Annotated in this window: 16 protein-coding genes, 1 tRNA gene and 1 pseudogene; 8 read left to right on the top strand and 10 right to left on the bottom strand. The window is 66.2% G+C overall.

Annotation, left to right across the window (positions count from 1 at the left end; genetic code table 11):
* Positions 1 to 164 precede the first annotated feature (164 nt).
* Genes H7841_04360 through lpxK form a run of 4 tightly spaced genes read left to right on the top strand, consistent with a single transcriptional unit; the run spans position 165 to position 4,846 of the window.
* Positions 165 to 1,928 carry an ABC transporter ATP-binding protein/permease gene (locus H7841_04360; GenBank protein ID MEO5336116.1) on the top strand — a complete coding sequence of 588 codons (1,764 nt, stop codon included), beginning with the start codon at positions 165 to 167 and terminating at the stop codon, positions 1,926 to 1,928.
* Positions 1,925 to 2,647, top strand: a complete 723-nt coding sequence (locus H7841_04355; GenBank protein MEO5336115.1) for a lysophospholipid acyltransferase family protein — start codon at positions 1,925 to 1,927, stop codon at positions 2,645 to 2,647. Before H7841_04360 ends, H7841_04355 begins: the two co-directional genes overlap by 4 nt.
* Positions 2,644 to 3,927, top strand: a complete 1,284-nt coding sequence (locus H7841_04350) for a 3-deoxy-D-manno-octulosonic acid transferase (GenBank protein ID MEO5336114.1) — start codon at positions 2,644 to 2,646, stop codon at positions 3,925 to 3,927. The genes H7841_04355 and H7841_04350 overlap by 4 nt, the downstream gene beginning before the upstream one ends.
* On the top strand, positions 3,914 to 4,846 hold the full coding sequence (gene lpxK, locus H7841_04345; GenBank protein MEO5336113.1) for a tetraacyldisaccharide 4'-kinase: 933 nt from the start codon (positions 3,914 to 3,916) through the stop codon (positions 4,844 to 4,846). The genes H7841_04350 and lpxK overlap by 14 nt, the downstream gene beginning before the upstream one ends.
* Here the strand turns inward: lpxK and H7841_04340 are convergent.
* From H7841_04340 to H7841_04330, 3 genes are read right to left on the bottom strand one after another with little or no spacing between them, the layout of a single operon-like run.
* Positions 4,818 to 5,585, bottom strand: a complete 768-nt coding sequence (locus H7841_04340) for a hypothetical protein (GenBank protein ID MEO5336112.1) — start codon at positions 5,583 to 5,585, stop codon at positions 4,818 to 4,820. The genes lpxK and H7841_04340 overlap by 29 nt on opposite strands.
* Positions 5,582 to 5,902 (bottom strand): peptidyl-prolyl cis-trans isomerase, encoded by a 321-nt coding sequence (locus H7841_04335; GenBank protein MEO5336111.1) that lies wholly within the window; start codon positions 5,900 to 5,902, stop codon positions 5,582 to 5,584. Before H7841_04335 ends, H7841_04340 begins: the two co-directional genes overlap by 4 nt.
* A gap of 49 nt (positions 5,903 to 5,951) precedes the next feature.
* On the bottom strand, positions 5,952 to 7,148 hold the full coding sequence (locus tag H7841_04330) for a hypothetical protein (protein MEO5336110.1): 1,197 nt from the start codon (positions 7,146 to 7,148) through the stop codon (positions 5,952 to 5,954).
* Positions 7,149 to 7,453: 305 nt separating this feature from the next.
* Here H7841_04330 and H7841_04325 point away from each other — a divergent pair.
* Positions 7,454 to 7,699 (top strand): annotated as a pseudogene (locus tag H7841_04325) (transposase).
* Between the two features lie 186 nt (positions 7,700 to 7,885).
* On the opposite strand, the gene H7841_04320 reads toward H7841_04325, so the two are convergent.
* Both H7841_04320 and H7841_04315 read right to left on the bottom strand, forming a co-directional pair.
* Positions 7,886 to 7,961 (bottom strand) — tRNA-Phe (locus H7841_04320).
* Positions 7,962 to 8,041: 80 nt separating this feature from the next.
* The gene (locus tag H7841_04315; GenBank protein MEO5336109.1) at positions 8,042 to 8,455 is read right to left on the bottom strand and encodes an ISAs1 family transposase; all 414 of its coding nucleotides are present in this window, start codon (positions 8,453 to 8,455) and stop codon (positions 8,042 to 8,044) included.
* Positions 8,456 to 8,519: 64 nt separating this feature from the next.
* Here H7841_04315 and H7841_04310 point away from each other — a divergent pair, with 64 nt between their 5' ends.
* Entirely contained in the window at positions 8,520 to 8,702 is a 183-nt protein-coding gene (locus H7841_04310) for a hypothetical protein (GenBank protein ID MEO5336108.1), read from the top strand.
* Between the two features lie 179 nt (positions 8,703 to 8,881).
* Here the strand turns inward: H7841_04310 and H7841_04305 are convergent, their stop codons facing one another.
* Positions 8,882 to 10,360 carry a hypothetical protein gene (locus tag H7841_04305; protein MEO5336107.1) on the bottom strand — a complete coding sequence of 493 codons (1,479 nt, stop codon included), beginning with the start codon at positions 10,358 to 10,360 and terminating at the stop codon, positions 8,882 to 8,884.
* 4 nt (positions 10,361 to 10,364) lie between these two features.
* The gene (locus tag H7841_04300; protein MEO5336106.1) at positions 10,365 to 11,207 is read right to left on the bottom strand and encodes a universal stress protein; all 843 of its coding nucleotides are present in this window, start codon (positions 11,205 to 11,207) and stop codon (positions 10,365 to 10,367) included.
* 69 nt (positions 11,208 to 11,276) lie between these two features.
* Here H7841_04300 and H7841_04295 point away from each other — a divergent pair, with 69 nt between their 5' ends.
* Positions 11,277 to 12,527 (top strand): OFA family MFS transporter, encoded by a 1,251-nt coding sequence (locus tag H7841_04295; GenBank protein MEO5336105.1) that lies wholly within the window; start codon positions 11,277 to 11,279, stop codon positions 12,525 to 12,527.
* Between the two features lie 3 nt (positions 12,528 to 12,530).
* On the opposite strand, the gene H7841_04290 is transcribed toward H7841_04295, so the two are convergent.
* Positions 12,531 to 13,292, bottom strand: a complete 762-nt coding sequence (locus tag H7841_04290; protein MEO5336104.1) for an MOSC domain-containing protein — start codon at positions 13,290 to 13,292, stop codon at positions 12,531 to 12,533.
* A 75-nt stretch (positions 13,293 to 13,367) separates the two neighbouring features.
* On the opposite strand from H7841_04290, the gene clpB reads away from it, so the two are divergent.
* Positions 13,368 to 15,962, top strand: coding sequence for an ATP-dependent chaperone ClpB (gene clpB, locus H7841_04285; protein ID MEO5336103.1), 2,595 nt, complete (start codon positions 13,368 to 13,370; stop codon positions 15,960 to 15,962).
* Positions 15,963 to 16,164: 202 nt separating this feature from the next.
* On the opposite strand, the gene H7841_04280 is transcribed toward clpB, so the two are convergent.
* Positions 16,165 to 16,728 (bottom strand): PIN domain-containing protein, encoded by a 564-nt coding sequence (locus tag H7841_04280; GenBank protein ID MEO5336102.1) that lies wholly within the window; start codon positions 16,726 to 16,728, stop codon positions 16,165 to 16,167.
* Entirely contained in the window at positions 16,725 to 17,060 is a 336-nt protein-coding gene (locus H7841_04275) for a hypothetical protein (protein ID MEO5336101.1), read from the bottom strand. The genes H7841_04280 and H7841_04275 overlap by 4 nt, the downstream gene beginning before the upstream one ends.
* Between the last annotated feature and the right edge of the window lie 272 nt (positions 17,061 to 17,332).

Genomic DNA, 17,332 nt, shown 5'->3' with positions numbered 1-17,332 from the left:
TCGGGGCGCCGGTTCCGGACGAGGTATGGTCCGCTTTCCCATACCCCGCCGGGATCGGCGCCCCTTTTCCTTGCCGAAAGCCAAGGGAGTCGCCCGCCCAAACCGTTGGCCCTCCGGTTCTCGCGTGTTATGGTCGGCCCTGGCCAAACCTTCGGATTCCGCCCTTGTCCTATCGCCATCAAAGCAGTTGGAGCCTGGTTGCCCGCCTGTGGCGCGAGAGCATCCGCCATTACAAGGGCTGGATCGCGCTGGCGCTGATCTGTATGGCGACCATGGCGGCCGCCACGGCGCTGAACGCCTGGCTGATGAAGCCGGTGGTCGACTGGATCTTCGTCGAGAAGCGGGCCGACATGCTGATCCCCCTGAGCCTCGCCGTGGTGGGCAGTTTCCTTGCCAAGGGAGCCGCCAGCTATGCCCAGGCGGTCATCATGGCCCGCCTGGGACTCAAAGTGATCTCCGACAACCAGAACCGGCTCTACGCCCATTTGGTCCGCATGGATCTCACCTTCTTCCACACCAACCAGACCGGTCGCCTGATCAACCGCTTCACCCAGGATATCGGCATGATGCGCATGGCGGTATCCAACGGATTGACCGGCTTCGGCAAGGATCTGTTGACCCTGGTGGGCTTGGTGGCCGTGATGTTCGTCCAGAACTGGGAACTGGCGGCCGTATCGTTCTTCATATTCCCTGTGGCGGTCTATCCCATCGCCCGTCTGGGCAAGCGCATGCGCAAGGTGACCGCCAACACCCAGGAGGAGACCGGCCTGCTGATGACTCTGCTCGAACAGACCATCCAGGGCATTCGCGTGGTCAAGGCCTACGGCATGGAAGACTACGAGAAGGCCCGCGTCGGCGGTGTCGTCGAGCGCATCTATCGCTTGAGCCTCAAGTCGGCCCGTACCCGCGCTCTGTCCAGCCCGATCATGGAGACCTTGGGGGGCATGGCGGTCTGCGTGGTCATCATCTACGGCGGCTACCAGGTGATCGAGACCCGGACCACCCCGGGCGCTTTCTTCTCCTTCATCACGGCGCTCTTGATGGCCTACGAGCCCCTGAAGCGCCTGGCCAACCTGAACGCCAGCCTGCAGGAGGGCCTGGCGGGCGCCCAGCGGCTGTTCGAACTGCTCGACGTGCCGTCCAGCATCGTCGAGAAGCCGGGGGCGCAGCCGCTGACGGTCACCACCGGGGCCTTGCGGCTGGAGGATGTGCATTTCGCCTACGAGCCGGGCAAGCCGGCCCTGATCGGCCTCGACCTCGAGGTTCCGGCCGGCCGGACCGTGGCCCTGGTCGGACCGTCGGGAGCCGGCAAGTCGACCATCCTCAACCTGATTCCCCGCTTCTATGACGTGACATCGGGCCGGGTGACCATCGACGGCGCCGATATCCGCGAGGCGACGCTGGCTTCGCTGCACCAGAACATCGCCCTGGTCAGCCAGGAGATCACTCTTTTCGACGATTCGGTAAGGGCCAACATCGCCTATGGCAGGGCCGGCGCCACCGAGGACGAGATCGTCGATGCCGCCCGCCACGCCGCCGCCCACGACTTCATCATGGACCTGCCGCAGGGCTACGAAACAGTGGTCGGCGAACAGGGAGTCAAGCTGTCGGGCGGCCAGCGCCAGCGTCTGGCCATCGCCCGCGCCATGCTGAAGAACGCCCCCATCCTGCTGCTGGATGAGGCGACCTCGGCCCTCGATACCGAATCCGAACGCAAGGTGCAGACGGCGCTCAAGGAACTGGTCAAGGGCCGCACCACCCTGGTGATCGCCCACCGCCTGTCCACGGTGGTGGACGCCGACCTGATCCACGTGATCGCCGAAGGCCGCGTCGCCGAAACCGGCCGCCACGACGACCTGCTGGCCAAGGGCGGGCTTTATGCCAAGCTGCACGCCCTGCAGTTCGCCGAGGAGGAGGCAACCCGGTGAGCCTCCTCAAGCGGGTCCTGAAAAGCGAGGGATTCCGGCGCTTCGTCTGCTGGCTGGGCGCCCAGTACATCCGCTTTGTCCATGCCGGCGGTCGCTGGCGGGTGGTACGGGGCGAGGTCCCCCGCGCCTTCTGGGACCGGGGCGAACCCTTCATCCTTTGCTTCTGGCACGGCCGCATCCTGATGATGCCCTATTGCTGGGACCGCACGAAGCCCATCCACATGCTGATTTCCCAGCACCGCGACGGGCGGCTGATTTCCCACACGGTCAGCCACTTCGGCATCCATACGGTGGCCGGCTCCTCCAGCAAGGGGGGCCTGGAGGCGCTGCGCACCATGCTGAAGAAGCTGAAGGGCGGCGAATGCGTCGGCATCACCCCCGACGGTCCGCGCGGGCCGCGCATGCGGGCCAGCGACGGTATCGTCGCCGTGGCCCGCCTATCGGGCGCCGCCGTCATCCCTTGCACCTTCTCCGCCGCCAAGGGCCGGCTTCTGGGGTCCTGGGACCGCTTCCTGGTGGCGGCCCCCTTTTCCGCCGGAACTTTCGTCTGGGGCGAACCCATTCGGGTGGCGCGCGACGCCGACGCGGCGACCCAGGAACAGGCGCGCCTGGCCATCGAGGCCGCGCTGAACACCATCACCGCCGAAGCCGATGCCCTTTGCGGCAAGGCAAGCGTGGAACCCGACGCCCGCCTTTGGACACGGGAGGGCTCGGCATGATGCTTACGGCCTACCGCTGGCTGACCTCCGCCGCGACGCCACTCATTCGCCGCCATCTGGCGGCCCGCATGGCGCGCGGCAAGGAAGATTCCGAACGTTTCGGCGAGCGCCTGGGCCTGCCCGGCCGGCCTCGCCCCGAAGGCTTCCTGACCTGGATCCATGCCGCCAGCGTCGGCGAGGCCTTGTCCGTGGTGCCCTTGGCGGAACGGCTGCTGGCCGCCCGGCCGGGTTCGTCGGTGCTGGTCACCACCGGCACCGTGACCTCGGCGGCCTTGATGGCGGACCGCCTTCCGGCCGGCTCCTTCCATCAGTTCGTCCCGGTCGACCTTCTGCCTTATGTGGAGAGCTTCCTCGACCATTGGCGCCCCGGCTTGGTGCTATGGGCGGAATCGGAATTCTGGCCTAACCTGCTTTGCGAGATCGCCGCCCGGCAGGTGCCCATGGTGCTGGTCAACGGACGGATCTCGGACCGGTCTTTCGCCCGGTGGCGCTGGTTCCCCGAGTCCATCGGTCGCCTGCTGGGCGGTTTCGCCCTTTGCCTGGGCCAGACCGAGACCGACGCCGAGCGCCTGCGCGCCCTGGGCGCCCGCCGGGCCGAATGCCGAGGCAATCTGAAGTTCTCCGCCTTGCCGCTGCCCTGTTCCGATGCCGACCTGAAGCGGCTGGAGGAAGCCTTGGGCGGACGGCCCCGCTGGCTGGCCGCCAGCACCCACCCGGGCGAGGAAGCCCTGGTTGCCCGCGTGCATCGGCGGCTTGCGGAACGCTTTCCCGACCTGCTGACCCTTGTCGTGCCCCGCCACGCCGAACGGGGCGGCAAGGTAGCGGCCGACATGGAGGAGATGGGACTGGCCGTTGCCCAGCGTTCGGCCGGCGAGGCCATCGTCCCCGAAACCGCCGTCTATGTGGCCGACACCATGGGCGAACTGGGCCTGTTCTACCGCCTGGCCGGCATCGCCGCCATGGGCAAGTCCCTGCTGCCGCCGGGCGGTGGACAGAACCCGCTGGAGCCGGCTCGTCTAGGCTGTGCCGTGCTGCATGGCCCCTTCATGGGCAACTTCGCCGAGATGATCCGGCGCATGGCCGAGACCGGCGCTTCACGGGAAGCGGCAGACGAAGGCGCCCTGGTCGAGGCCGTCGCCCGCCTGCTCGCCGATCCCGCGGCATGCCGTCGCGCCGGCGAGGCCGCCCGCGCCTTCGCCGATTCCGAGGCCGGTGCCCTGGATGCGGTGATGGAGGCCCTCTTGCCTTTCCTGGAGCCTCCCGGCCATGCGGGCGCCTGACTTCTGGCAGCAAGACGGAAGGCTCGCCGCCCTGCTGGGGCCGCTGGGCAGCCTCTACGGTCTGGGGCTGCGGGCCCGCTTCGCCTTCGCCACCCCTTGGAGCGCCCCGGTGCCGGTGGTCTGCGTCGGCAACCTGACGATGGGTGGGGCCGGCAAGACGCCGGTCGCCCTCGATCTGGCTCGCCGGCTGCCCGACGTCCATTTCCTGTCGCGCGGCTACGGGGGCCGCGAGACCGGTCCTTTGAGGGTCGATCCGGCGGTCCATGGACCGGATCGGGTAGGTGACGAGCCTTTGCTGCTCGCCCAGCGAGCCCCCACCTGGGTTGCCGCCGATCGGGTTGCCGGGGCGCGAGCGGCCGTAGCGGCGGGGGCCAAATTTCTCGTGATGGACGATGGCTTCCAAAATCCCAGCCTCGCCAAGGATTTCTCCCTGGTGGTGGTGGACGGGGAAGCGGGCTTCGGCAATGCCCGTGTCTTTCCGGCCGGTCCTCTTCGCGAACCGGTCGCCCAGGGCCTGGCACGGGCGCAGGCCGTGGTACTGGTGGGCGAGAACCGGCATGGGCTCGATTTCGGAAACCTGCCGGTGCTGCGGGCCTGCGTGACGCCGGGACCGGAAGCGGCCGGACTCCGCGGCCGCGAACTGGTGGCCTTTGCCGGCCTGGGACGGCCGGAGAAGTTTTTCGCCACCCTGCGCGGCCTCGGCTGCCGCTTGGCGGAAGCCCGGCCCTTTCCCGACCACCATCCCTATACGGAAGCGGACCTGAAATCCCTGGCGGCCCGGGGCCTGCCGTTGGTCACCACCGCCAAGGATGCGGTCCGGCTGCCGCCCGGTTGGCGGGCGCGGGTCGAGGTGCTGACCATTGCGCTCTCCTGGGACGACGACGCCGCCCTTACCGGCAGATTGGACGTACTTCGTTAGGTGTCTGGCCGGTCTGGAAACCGGACCTGTCGACGAGGAATTCCCGGTCGTCGGGACGCATGCAATCACCCTGGCGCCCGACGGGAATGGAGGCCTTGTCCCAGCCGGGAACATCGCCGACCATGCGGACCCGGACTTCCGCCAGATAAAGATCGCGGCCCCGTTTCTCCAGGTCGAACGACAGCGCCCCCCGACGATCTTCGCCGAAGTCGCGACCGAAGGCATCGCAGAGTTCTCCGCGCTTCACGCGAGCGCCCATGCGCTCGCCCAGCAGCCGTCCCAGGCGGGAGGCCCTTGCGGCCCGGACCAATTCCGTCGCCGTTCGGAAGTAGGCCCGTGGCGCCAGGCCGGAGCAAGTCCCGTGCTTGGCCCATTCGTGGCGATCGAGGCGAGACAGGGCTCCCGGCATCACGGAGACGAGGTCTTCAGATGCGACGCCCGGTACCGGCGGCAGGGCACAACGGTCCCGGCCGCACAGGTCGGACTGGCAGTATTCCCCCCACTGGGGCCAGAGGCCGTGAAGGGTCAGTCCCTCCGTGCCGCGGTAATCGAGAAGGCACTCGGGGCGGGCCCGCCGGTCGCCGGATTGGGTCTCGCACCAAGCAGGCTGCCAACTCAGCGCCAGCACCCACTCGCCCTTCCCGCCCCGAACCTTACCCTTGGGACATTCCTCCGCCAGGGCCGGCCCGGCGAGAAGGAGGATCGCCAGGGCGGTGGCTGCCGGTCGCCACAAGCTCATCTCGTCCGCTTGACGATGTGGTAGCCGAAGGAAGTTTCGAAGACACCGCTGACGCCCCCCACAGGCAGGCCGAAAGCCGCCGCCTCGAATTCCGGGACCATCTCGCCGCGGCCGAACAGGCCCAGGTTGCCGCCCTCCTCGCCCGAGGGACAATCGGAATTGGTCCGTGCCAAGTCGGCGAAGTCGGCACCCTTGTCGAGGGCGACCTTCATCTCCTCCATCTTGGCGAGGGCGTCCTCCTTGGTGCGGGAGGCGGTGGAGCGCATGGAGCCCCGGTACATCAGCAAGATGTGGGAAGCCATAACGGAATCGGACATCGGCGGGTTCCTCTCGTTCGAATGGAAGCGCAGGCTCTTACCCGATTTCTCAAGCCGGGGGAAGCAGGCTGTCGATGTGAAAGCCCTGAAACGAGGTGATGCCGACTTCGTGGCCGATGGCGATGGCCGCCGGTTCGTCGACCCGGCAAAGCGTGAAGCGGGCCCCGTATTCCTGCAAGTATTTCACGTCCTCGTAGCGGATCATCAGCATCTGTTCGGCCCCGGCCCGCCAGAAGATCTTGGCCCAGGGAATGCCCAGGCGCACCAAGTTGACGATTCCCACCGTTTCGGTGAAGACCGCATCCACGCATATTTCCCCGCCTCGCGACACGATCAGGTCGCGGGCCAGCAGGAATTCGTCGAAGTTTTGCAAGATGTCCGCCTGGCGGAACTCGAAGGCGATCCCGCCCAGGTGGTTCTGGCGGGTTTGGCGCAGGAAAGTCTCGAAGCTGCGCGTGAAGACGGTTTCCACATTCATGTTGATCGATGCCGGCAGGCCTTGCGGGTTGACCTCGTCGAAGGCCTGCAGCAAGAGGCGGTCGAGGGCCACCGTCAGTTGGTTGAAGCGATGCCCGGCACCGCGCAGTTCGACTTCTGGAAACACAGCCTTTTTCAGGGCATCCATGCTGACGAAGAATTCGCGCCCGGTGACCACCGGGGTGCCTTGACCGCCAGGTTCGATGGTTACCACCCGCTGGCTGCGCACGAAGGCCCTGGCGAAGGCCCGCGGGCCGATCTGGCCGGCCACCTGTTCGACCCGTCGGATGTCATCGTCCTCCAGGCGCCGGGCCGGAGCGGCGGCCGCCTTGGCTTCCGATTCCTGGCCGGTGAACCGTTCCAGGAAGTGGATGGCGTTGTTCAACTTGGTCTTCAAGGGCACGACGCGGAACAGCCGCGCCTGGTCGATGCGCCCGAAGTGTTCGGCGAAGTACTGCTGGATCAGGCGCAGGATCTCGATCTTCAGATCGGACAGCACGCCGACCTGGTTGAACTCGGTGAGCCGGAGCAGGATGGCGTTCTCGCCCAGGCCCAAATGGTAGAGACCCGCCCGATGACGGTTGCGGATGGCCAGAAGCGACTTCTTGAGATCAAGCCAGAGATCCTGGGGAGCGCCTTCCACCGGCAGCATGCCGAAAGAAACCAGGAGCAAGGTGGAATAGCCGCCCGGCTTGGCGTGCCAGCCCCTCAATTCGGCCAACAAGGCCTCGGGCGAATCGCCGACCGCAGCTTCGAATTCGATATCCATGGCCGACCCCCGCAAAGGATTGACGGCCCCGCACTTTCCCCGTTCGACATATAGGATGCACCCGCCGCCGTTCCAAGGCAACGGGGCGGGTGCAGCAGTTCTCATTATGGCGTCGAGCGGCGGTTTCTGGGGTTGCGGGGAAAGGAGGGGGTTGGTTTCCGTCGATCAAGCGGTCTGTGGCGGTGGGACTCCGGTTCGGATGGAGCGGAAGAGACTGGCCCACGAGGGGAAGACGAGATAGGCGGTGATGGTGCGGATATGCTCGAAGAGCCGGGTTCGGGCGCCGAGTTTTTGTTTGGCCTCGCGCCAGCCAGCTCCGCCTGTGGTTCGCCTCCATGGCCTATGTGCTGCTGGCCGCGCTCCGGCGCATCGCCCTGGCCCGAACCCAGTTCCCCAAGGCCTCCTGCGGCACCATCCGCCTCAAGCTCCTGAAGATCGGCGCCTTGGTCGGAACTAGCGTGCGGCGCATCGGGATCGCCATGGCCTCCGGCTACCCCTGGCAGGCCGAATGGGCCGAAGCCTACGCCCGACTATCCACCGCCGCGGCGTAAGCGGCTCCAGGAACCAGATCGTCAACAGGAGAGGAACCACAATCGGCCAGAGCCAACCGGAACATCCGGACGATGGCGCGTGGCATCGCCACAGTCGCCTCCGTAAACCGCACCTCAGGAACCCCCTTTGTCAGGTTGGTGAGAAATCCGGGCTAGCCGGTCCCCCGGCTAGGCCCTTGAATTCGATGGTGCCTGGGGCCGGAATCGAACCAGCGACACCGTGATTTTCAGTCACGTGCTCTACCAACTGAGCTACCCAGGCGCTCCTTGCGGAGAGAGGCGCCTTATAGAAGAATTCCCCGACGCTGTCCAGCCTCAGTCCCAGGGCGAACCCATGAATCGTTAACGGCCGATGAGGGCGGCCCTGTAATCTGGTTCGAGGGCGGCCTTGAGGCGTTTGCGCTTGAGGGGGAGCTTGCAGGACTTGTCCTGCCTGACGAGATTGAGGGCGATTTTGCGGACGAGAGCGAGGTTCAGGGGCGCATTGTCCTTGCGGGATCGGCAGGCATCCTCGCGGAAGGTGACGTCGAGGGTCCAGTGGAGATTGTTCTCGATGCCCCAATGGGTGCGGCTGGTGTCGAGAATGCGCTTGGCCTCGGGCGGCAGGGAGGCGATGTAGAACCGCGTTTCGCTGGCCGTCCGTCCGGTTTTCTTGTCGGTGCGGGCGCAGATGACGGCGGCGATGCTGCGCAGGCCCTTCCAGTCCGGGTGTCCGCCCTCTCGTAGCGCATCCGCATGCCCCCTTGATAACGGCATTCCCGAGGAAAGCCGCCGCCTCGGCGAATACATCGTCGGCAGGAATGCCCTGTCCGGCCTCCAGTTGATCCAGCCCGACCTGGATGTCCTGGCGCAGGCGCTCCATCTGGTGGCGCCGCACTTCATCCGTCTCGATGAGCAGGAGCAGTCCTTCCCGCACAACTCCACGATTCGGCATGACCTTGTGGCCCTTGCGATAAAGCCGAATGACCTGCTTGCGGCGCTCATGTTCTTTATCGCGTATTAATTGCTCATGGTAACGAATTAAATGCCATTGTGCGATATTAAGGACATATTCATGCCGGGACACCGGTCGTGACGGCCTAACCGCCGGATTTAGGTCCGTGGCTTTTGCCCTGGGGCGATTCTATCTCGACCCCATCGCCAGATGGAGGGCAGCCACTCACCGATTACGCCATGTATGAGCTACCGGACGGCCTCCAGCTCGATCCCGCCTTCCGGGGCGCGCCGCAGTCGGTAGGTGGCGCCTTCGGGAGGCAGGGGAACGGACACTTCCGCTCCTGGCCAGGCCTCGATTTCCAGGAACCGCTCCCCACCCCCGGGAAAGACCCGCAGGAGCGCGCGATCCCGTGTCCGCAGGCCCGACCAGATCGGACCGTCCTGGCCGGGATCGGGATGGTCGAGGTTCATGACATCGCCTTGTTCCAGGAACTCCCGGAAGGCCAGCATCTCGTCGTAAACGGCGGCAGCGTCCTCCACCTCGGCGATGGCGCTTTCGTTGTCCGAGGTGGTGGGCGAGTTGAAGACCTGCATGCCGTCGATGCCGCGCAGCCAGAGATGGCGAAGGGCTTCGCGATAGGCCTCGCGGCTCATTGCCGGCACCATCGGCAACGGTGGATCACCGGGCTTGCGCTCTTCGTCCGCGATCCGCACCCAGCGCGCCACCCAGGGCAGGGACTCCAAATAGGGCGCTATCCGGCGCCGGTTATGGCTGTCGGCCGAAACTTGGCGCAGCAGAACCTGCATATAGAACCGATCCACATGGTCGCGATCGAGCGGCCAGTCCTCGTCCCAGCCCGTCAGGAAGGCGAGGTCGACCCCGTAGGCGGTGGGATTGGTGGCGGTCATCAGCGATGGCCCGGTGGGGGGCAGGGCATGAGCGGTCCAGGTCGGCACCGGGCGTTCCTCCGAGGACAGGACCGCCATCCAGTTGGTCACCGAGACCTTGGGATTGGCTTCGCGGATGGGGGCGGCGACATAGGCCGACATCAGCCCCATCCAAAGGTGATGGCGGAAGAGCATGAAGGCGTGTCCATCGGCCGCAGCCGGCGCGGGCAGAAGGGCGCGCGACGACGGCGATTCGATGGCGGCCTTGAAGCTGGCGACATGGGGCTCGACCTCCCAGTCCAGCCAGGCGGCGTCCAGGACAACGCCTGCGTCCTTGAAGCGGGACAAGGTCTGGCGAATTTGCGCTTCGGCGACCGCCCACCCCTTGAAGATCATGGGGGATGGCATGGCTCGCCATTCCTCGGGGATCTTCTTGCCCTCCGGATACCGGTGCGCCCATGTCTCGGGATCGCCGCCCAGGCTGTAGGGCCAGTTGCCCCCCTTGCCCTCGACGGCGATCACGGGGGCGCCGGCGGCCTGCAAGGCCTTGGCGGCGGGAATCGACGCTTCGTCCAGACGAATATGCGGCACGATGCCGCGGGCCAGAAGCCCGCCGATGGTCTCGGGTGGCAAGGGCTCGAAGCCGGGCCCGTTCCACAGGACCAGGGGCCAGCGCCTGCCGCGCTCGTGCTTCAAGGGCGGAATCCGGCTTTCCAGGGTCGAGAGCCAGTCGACGGGCTCAAGGGGCGTCGTCGGCTTGGGGGGATAAAGCGGCGCCGGCCCGGCGCAGGCAGCCAACGCCAGCGCGACCAGGACCGCCCGCCACGCTGAAGCCATCGCGTCAGTGTCCCATCAAGACGGGAAGCGTGGTGTGCCGCAGCACCTGCCCGGTGGCATGGCCGAGCAACAGGTCCCGCCAGCGCCAGCGGGCTACCCGCCGGGCGCCCATGACCAGCAGATCGACGTTCTCCTCGGCGCAGGCCGTCAGCAGGGCCTTGCCGCCCATGGGCTTCTTGCCCATGTGGGCGAAAACGCGGGTGCGAACCTTGGCGGCATGCCGTTCCAGATAGGCGGCCAGTTCGGGGACCACACTGACCGGCGTATGATGGCTTTCGGCGGTCAGGGCCACCACTTCTTCGGCCGAGCCGAAAAAGTTCGTGGCTCCGCCGATGGCGCGGGCGCATTGCGGGCTGCCGTTCCAGGCGATGGCGATGCGGCGACCGAATTCTCCGGAAAACCCGGGCGGCACCACCAGGACCGGACGCCCGGTCTCGAACAGGGCGTCCATCACCAGGCTGCCCGAAATGTCCTTGCGATGGCTGGGGCGCCCGACCACGATCAGGTCGTGGACCCGGCCCAAGCGCTGCAAGACCATGTGCCGACGGCCGGTCTTCTCCACCCAGGCGGCCGAACGAAGGTCTATGGACGCAAGGGCGGCATCGAACTGGCGCCGCGCCGCTTCCGCCCGCAGGTCCGATTGACGGTCCGTATGGCCGGCGATCTTGTGGGCGAGATGGTCCGGCATGGCCTCGCCGATGGCCGGCAACTCGGTGAGGGAGTCCGGGCGGACATGCAGCACGTCGAGATGGGCATCCAGGCGTGCCGCCGTGCGAACGGCCGCCTCCAGCGGGGCGGCACCGGCTTCGCTGCCATCGATGGACACCAGGATGCTGCGAATCGTCACCGTTTTTCCTCCCCCTTTAGTTCATTGCGTTTCTCGCCTAAAGTAAAGCGAAATCCAGGGAGGCATGGAATGTCCGAACCGATGATGACCAACCGCTGGCTGGTGGTGGTCGGAGCCGTGCTGATCCAGCTTTGTCTGGGCGTCATCTACGCCTGGAGCGTCTTCACCCCCGCTCTGCGCGCCGCCGGTTGGAGCAAGCTGGATACCCAGGTGGTCTTTTCCGTCGGATTGGCCGTCTTCGCGGTGGTCATGGTCTGGGCCGGGCGCAGGATCGCGGCCTGGGGGCCGCGCCGGCTGGTGCTGCGGGGAGGTTTGGTCCTGGGCGCCGGCTATATCGCCACCGGCCTTCTCGGCCCCACCGACTTCTGGGTCGTCACCTTGGGCATCGGCGTGGTGGGCGGGGCCGGGATCGGACTGGGCTACGTGGTGCCCATCGCGGTCGGCATGCGCTGGTTCCCGGACAAGAAGGGCCTGATTACCGGCTTGGCGGTGGCCGGCTTCGGTTTTGGCGCCATGGGCTGGATCAAGGCCGCCGATTCCTGGGGCCACTTGGTCGAGCGCATCGGCTTGGGCGGTACTTTCGTGGCCTACGGCATCGCCTTCGCCGTCCTGGTGGGTGTCGGTTGCATCTGGATGGCTTTTCCGCCAGGCGGCTGGCGGCCGGCCGGATGGAACCCACCGCCGGCGGCGGCCGGGGGCGAAGCCTGCGAGATGACCAGCGCCGAGATGCTGCGCACGCCCCAGTTCTACCTGATCTTCGCCACCTTCGCGGTGAGCGCCGGGGCGGGCCTGATGTCCATCGGCCTGATGAAGCTCTATCCCATGGAGGCCCTGCAGGCGGCGGGCCTGAGCGCCGCCGAGGCGAGCGCCATCGCCGGGACCGCCATGGGAGTGTTCTTCAGCCTGGCCAACGGCATCGGGCGCATCGCCTGGGGCAGTCTCAGCGACCGCCTGGGACGACGGAAGTCCATCCTGCTGATGACCGTCGGCCAGGCCGCGGTGCTGTTCTTCTTCACCGCCATGGCCGGCAACGAGGTGCTGCTCTACCTGGGCGCAGCCCTGATCGGCTTCAATTTCGGCGGAAACTTCGCCCTTTTCCCCACGGTTACCGCCGACACCTTCGGGGCGGCGCGGGTCGGCCAGAACTATCCCTTCGTCTTCCTGTCCTACGGGGTGGGCGGTATTGCCGGACCCATCCTGGGCGGCATGCTGGGCGATCTGGGGAATTTTCCGCTGGCCTTCGCGATTTGCAGCGGCGCCTGCCTGGTGGGGGCTGCCTGCATCGCCCTGGTGCGCATCCCCGCCCTGGCTCCAAGATAGGGATCAGACGGGAAGCAGGACATCGCCGACCGCCAGCCGGCCGGCCTCCATGACCTCGGCATAGACACCGAAGTCGGCGTGGTCATAGGTCTGCCTGAGCAGCAGAGGGACGTTGACATCCCGCTCGCCGGTCAGCGGATTGACGCTGGTGGCCGGGCAGCGTTCGATGCGCTTGGCGATCCGCAGCCGAACGCCCCCGGCCTGGAAATCGCGTCCTACCCAGGTGAATTCCTCCCAGGGGCCACCGCCATCGAACAGGACGTTGCCGCGGAAGCGATCAGCATCCAGGGGACGACCGGCCAAGCGCTCCAGTTCCCGCACCGAGGCCAGGTTGATCAGCGACACGACCTTGTTGCGATGGTCCGAAAACATATGGCCCGGCGGGCCCTCGACCAGGCGCGGCTTGCCGGCGATGGAGCGTCCCATGTAGGCGGAGAAGAAATCCTCGATCATCGCCCGCCCCACCGGATCGGTCAGGCGCCCGCTCACCACCTTGCGGCCCCGGCGCAGGATGGTCAGGATCTCGGCCGCCTCGTCGTAGCGGGTTTCCAGGGCCGCCAGCTTCTCGTGGCGGGCGAGCATGAGGAAGCTGGTCTTGGGCAGCCATTCGGGGCTGTCGCGCTCGAAGCGCGTCGATTCGAGCGCCAGGGCGAAACGTCGGTCGCCGGGCAAGCCGAGGCCGGGCGTCAAGTCCACCGCCTCCAGGCGGTCGGAACTGAGACCCTTCACGGGGTAGCGGCTAAGGCGAATAACGGACAGCGGCATGGGGCATCCTTGCGACCGCTTCGTTTTAGGACATATCTAGGGATGCGCTGAAGCAAAAAAGCTGGAGGTCGGGCTATGGATTTCGAGAAATTCAGTGAAAGGTCGCGCGGCTTCATCCAATCGGCCCAGACCCTGGCCATGCGCATGAATCACCAGCAGCTTACGCCCCTGCACCTGCTAAAGGTGCTTCTGGAGGACCCGGAGGGCCTGGCCTCGGGATTGATCAAGGAAGCCGGCGGCCAGCCGGCCCGCGCCTTCGAAAGCGTCGGCGCCCAACTCGCCAAGCTGCCCCGTGTCGAGGGCTCGGGTGCCCAGCAGGTCTATTTGTCGGCCGAAACCGGCCGGTTGCTCGATCAGGCGATCCAGGTGTCCGAGAAAGCCGGCGACAGCTACGTCACCGCCGAACGGCTGCTGCTCGCCATGGCCCTGGCCGCCGAAGGCACGGCGGGCAAGGTGTTGGCGGACGCAGGCGTCACGCCGCAGAATCTGAATCGGGCGATCAACACTCTGCGCAAGGGGCGTAGGGCGGACTCGCCGTCCGCCGAAGACAGCTACAAGGCTTTGCAGAAATATGCCCGCGATCTGACCGCCGCGGCCGCCGAAGGCAAGATCGACCCGGTCATCGGCCGGGACGAGGAAATCCGGCGCACCATCCAGGTTCTGTCACGCCGCACCAAGAACAACCCGGTGCTGATCGGCGAACCGGGCGTCGGCAAGACCGCCGTGGTGGAGGGGCTGGCCCAGCGCATCGTCAGCGGCGACGTGCCGGAGCCCCTCAAACGCAAGCGCCTGATGGTGCTCGACCTGGGCGCCCTGGTGGCCGGCGCCAAGTTCCGCGGTGAATTCGAGGAACGCCTGAAGGCGGTGCTGAACGACGTCGTGGCCGCCCAAGGCGAGATCATCCTGTTCATCGACGAGATGCATACCCTGGTGGGGGCCGGCGCCGCCGAGGGCGGCATGGACGCCTCCAACCTGCTGAAGCCGGCCTTGGCGCGCGGTGAACTGCATTGCGTCGGCGCCACCACGCTGAACGAATACCGCAAGCACGTGGAAAAAGATGCGGCGCTGGCCCGGCGCTTCCAGCCGGTCTTCGTCGCCGAGCCGACGGTGGAAGACACCATTTCCATCCTGCGCGGCATCAAGGAAAAGTACGAGTTGCACCACGGCGTGCGCATCGCCGACGGCGCGCTGGTGGCGGCGGCGACGCTGTCCAGCCGCTACATCGCCGACCGCTTCCTGCCCGACAAGGCCATCGACCTGGTGGACGAGGCGGCCAGCCGGCTGCGCATGACGGTCGATTCCAAGCCCGAGGAAGTGGACGAACTGGACCGCCGCGTCATCCAGTTGAAGATCGAGCGTGAGGCCCTGAAGAAGGAAAGCGACAGCGCTTCCAGGGACCGGCTGGAAAAACTGGAAAAGGAACTGCGTAAGCTGGACCTCCGCGCCGCCGCCCTGACCAAGCAGTGGCAGGACCAGAAGGGCAAGCTGGCCGACGCCACCCGCATCAAGGAGGAACTGGAACAGGCCCGCCTGGCCGTCGACCGCGCCATGCGCGAGGCCCAGTACGAAAAGGCCAGCGAACTGCGCTACGACCTGATCCCGCGCCTCGAACGAAAATTGGTGGATGCCGAAACAGTCGAATCCGGCCGCATGGTCCAGGAAACCGTGACGGCCGAGAACATCGCCACCATCGTCTCGCGCTGGACCGGCGTGCCGGTGGAAAAGATGTTGCAGGGCGAGCGCGACAAGCTGCTCAAGATGGAACAGAACCTTGGCCGGCGCGTGATCGGCCAGACGGAAGCCCTTGCCGCCGTTGCCAACGCCGTGCGCCGTGCCCGTGCCGGGCTGCAGGATGCCAACCGGCCCGTCGGCTCCTTCCTGTTCCTGGGGCCGACCGGGGTGGGCAAGACCGAACTGTGCAAGGCGCTGGCCGAGTTCCTGTTCGACGACGAGACGGCCTTGCTGCGCGTCGACATGTCCGAATACATGGAAAGGCACGCGGTGGCCCGCATGATCGGCGCGCCGCCCGGCTACGTCGGCTACGAGGAAGGCGGCGCGCTGACCGAAGCCGTGCGCCGCCGCCCCTATCAGGTGATCCTGTTCGACGAGGTGGAGAAAGCCCATCCGGATGTCTTCAACCTGCTCTTGCAGGTGTTGGACGACGGGCGCCTGACCGACGGCCACGGCCGGACGGTGGACTTCCGCAACACGCTGATCGTGTTGACCTCCAACCTGGGGGGCGACATCCTGGCCAACCAGGAGGAAGGCCAGGATTCGAGCGCCGTGCGCGGCCCGGTCATGGAAGTGGTGCGCGCCGCCTTCCGGCCCGAGTTCCTCAACCGCCTGGACGAGATCATCCTGTTCCACCGCCTGTTCCGCGCCCAGATGGACGGCATCGTGGAGATCCAGTTGGGGCGTCTGGCCAAGCTGCTGGCCGACCGCCAAGTCACGCTCAAGCTTGACGACAAGGCCAAGGCCTGGCTGGCGGCCAAGGGCTACGATCCGATCTACGGCGCCCGGCCGTTGAAGCGCACCCTCCAGCGCGCCTTGCAGAATCCCCTGGCCGGCCTGATCCTGGAAGGCCGCATCAAGGACGGCGCCACGGTCAAGGTCTCGGCGGGCAAGGAAGGCTTGGTGATTGCCGGGGAGGAATTCCCGGCGGGAGGATGAATTTCCCGGGCGGTCCATCAAGGACGATCCGCTTCGCCTTTCCTTGCGCCCCAGGAGGCATCAGGCATCGGTTTGCACTAACATTTGAAGCAAGGTTGGCTCACGGCGCAACCGGCAGGGCTGTATCGTCAAGGGTGATGGAGCCGTTCCCGATGGAATGGGATCAGCAGCAGGGGAAGTTTGGGTTTGGTCGGTGAATTATTCACAACTCAAGAAGGCGCTCAACCATTTCCGCCTCGGGAAAAATGCCCTGCCGAAGCCAAGCTACCGCCCGGAAGGGATGCGCCACCACCAACTTCGCAGCGGCCGTCTCAACGATGGCGATCTTGCCTGATTCCAGAACACGGCCTTTGGCGGTCACGAAGTCATCGAAATTGGCGGTGACCAGGAGGTGCGACCGGCCGGCCAGCGCCGTGTCGAGAACGTGGGCGTCCTCTGGATCGCGTATCGGCATCAACCCCGTTCCACCAAGGGTAAGGTAAGGCGCCGTTCCGGCGGCTCCCGTGCGGGCGTAACCGGCGATGGCCTCGATAACAGGATCGACCGTCGCACGGGAGATGCCCCAATCGACCTCCATCACCTTGCGCAACCGGGTCAGCATTCCCCAGGAAATGATCAATTGCACCGGCATTTCGCCGACTTGACCGGTGCGGACCATCCGCACCAGGGTCTGAGTCGCGGTGCCATCCAAGCCCTTACGGTCGGCCAAAAAGGCGGCGCACCAGACGTTAAGGTCCAGACACAGGTTGAGCGTCGGCGCCGTCATTGGGTCAGTCGCACGGCTTCGGACAGAATTTCATCCTCGCTGGCGGGAATCTCGCCCGCCTTCATCTCGGTGACGAGTTGGCGATGGGCGACCTCCCATTCGGCGTCAAGGGTTTTACGGGTGATCTCGCGGGCCAGTGTGTCGATGTCCTGTGCGGTCCCCAACTTTTCGATGCGCCGGAAAGCGGCATGTGCTTCCGCCGGCAGGCGGGCATAAAAACGCAGGGCAGCCGCAGCGATCTGCGCCGGTGACCGGTCTTCGCTTTGCGCGATGCGCTCGATGACGCTTGCTGTCTTCGCGTCTGCGTAGGCGGAAATGGTTCGGGCAGCCATGGTTTTCTCCAGTTCCTCCAGGTTCCATAGAATATAGGCATTTTGACGGCGCGGGGCAAGCCCGCCGATCCGGCCCCCAGGGCTCCGAACTCAGGTTAACGCGGTTTACGGCTTGCCGCGGCTGTAATACCGTTTCGCCACTGAAGTGACTCGGGGGATTGAACGAAACCGCTTCGCGGTAGGGGAGTGGCGGAGGCGGCGAGGCCTCCTGTCTGACAAGGTTGTCTTTTCACGACCATCTTCAGACGGGAGCTTCCTATGGCCGAGATGAG

The sequence above is a fragment of the Magnetospirillum sp. WYHS-4 genome (assembly GCA_039908345.1).
In the GTDB taxonomy this organism is placed as follows: Bacteria; Pseudomonadota; Alphaproteobacteria; order Rhodospirillales; family GLO-3; genus JAMOBD01.
Note: the sequence above shows the minus strand (reverse complement) of the source record. Positions and strands in the feature narration are given on the sequence as shown.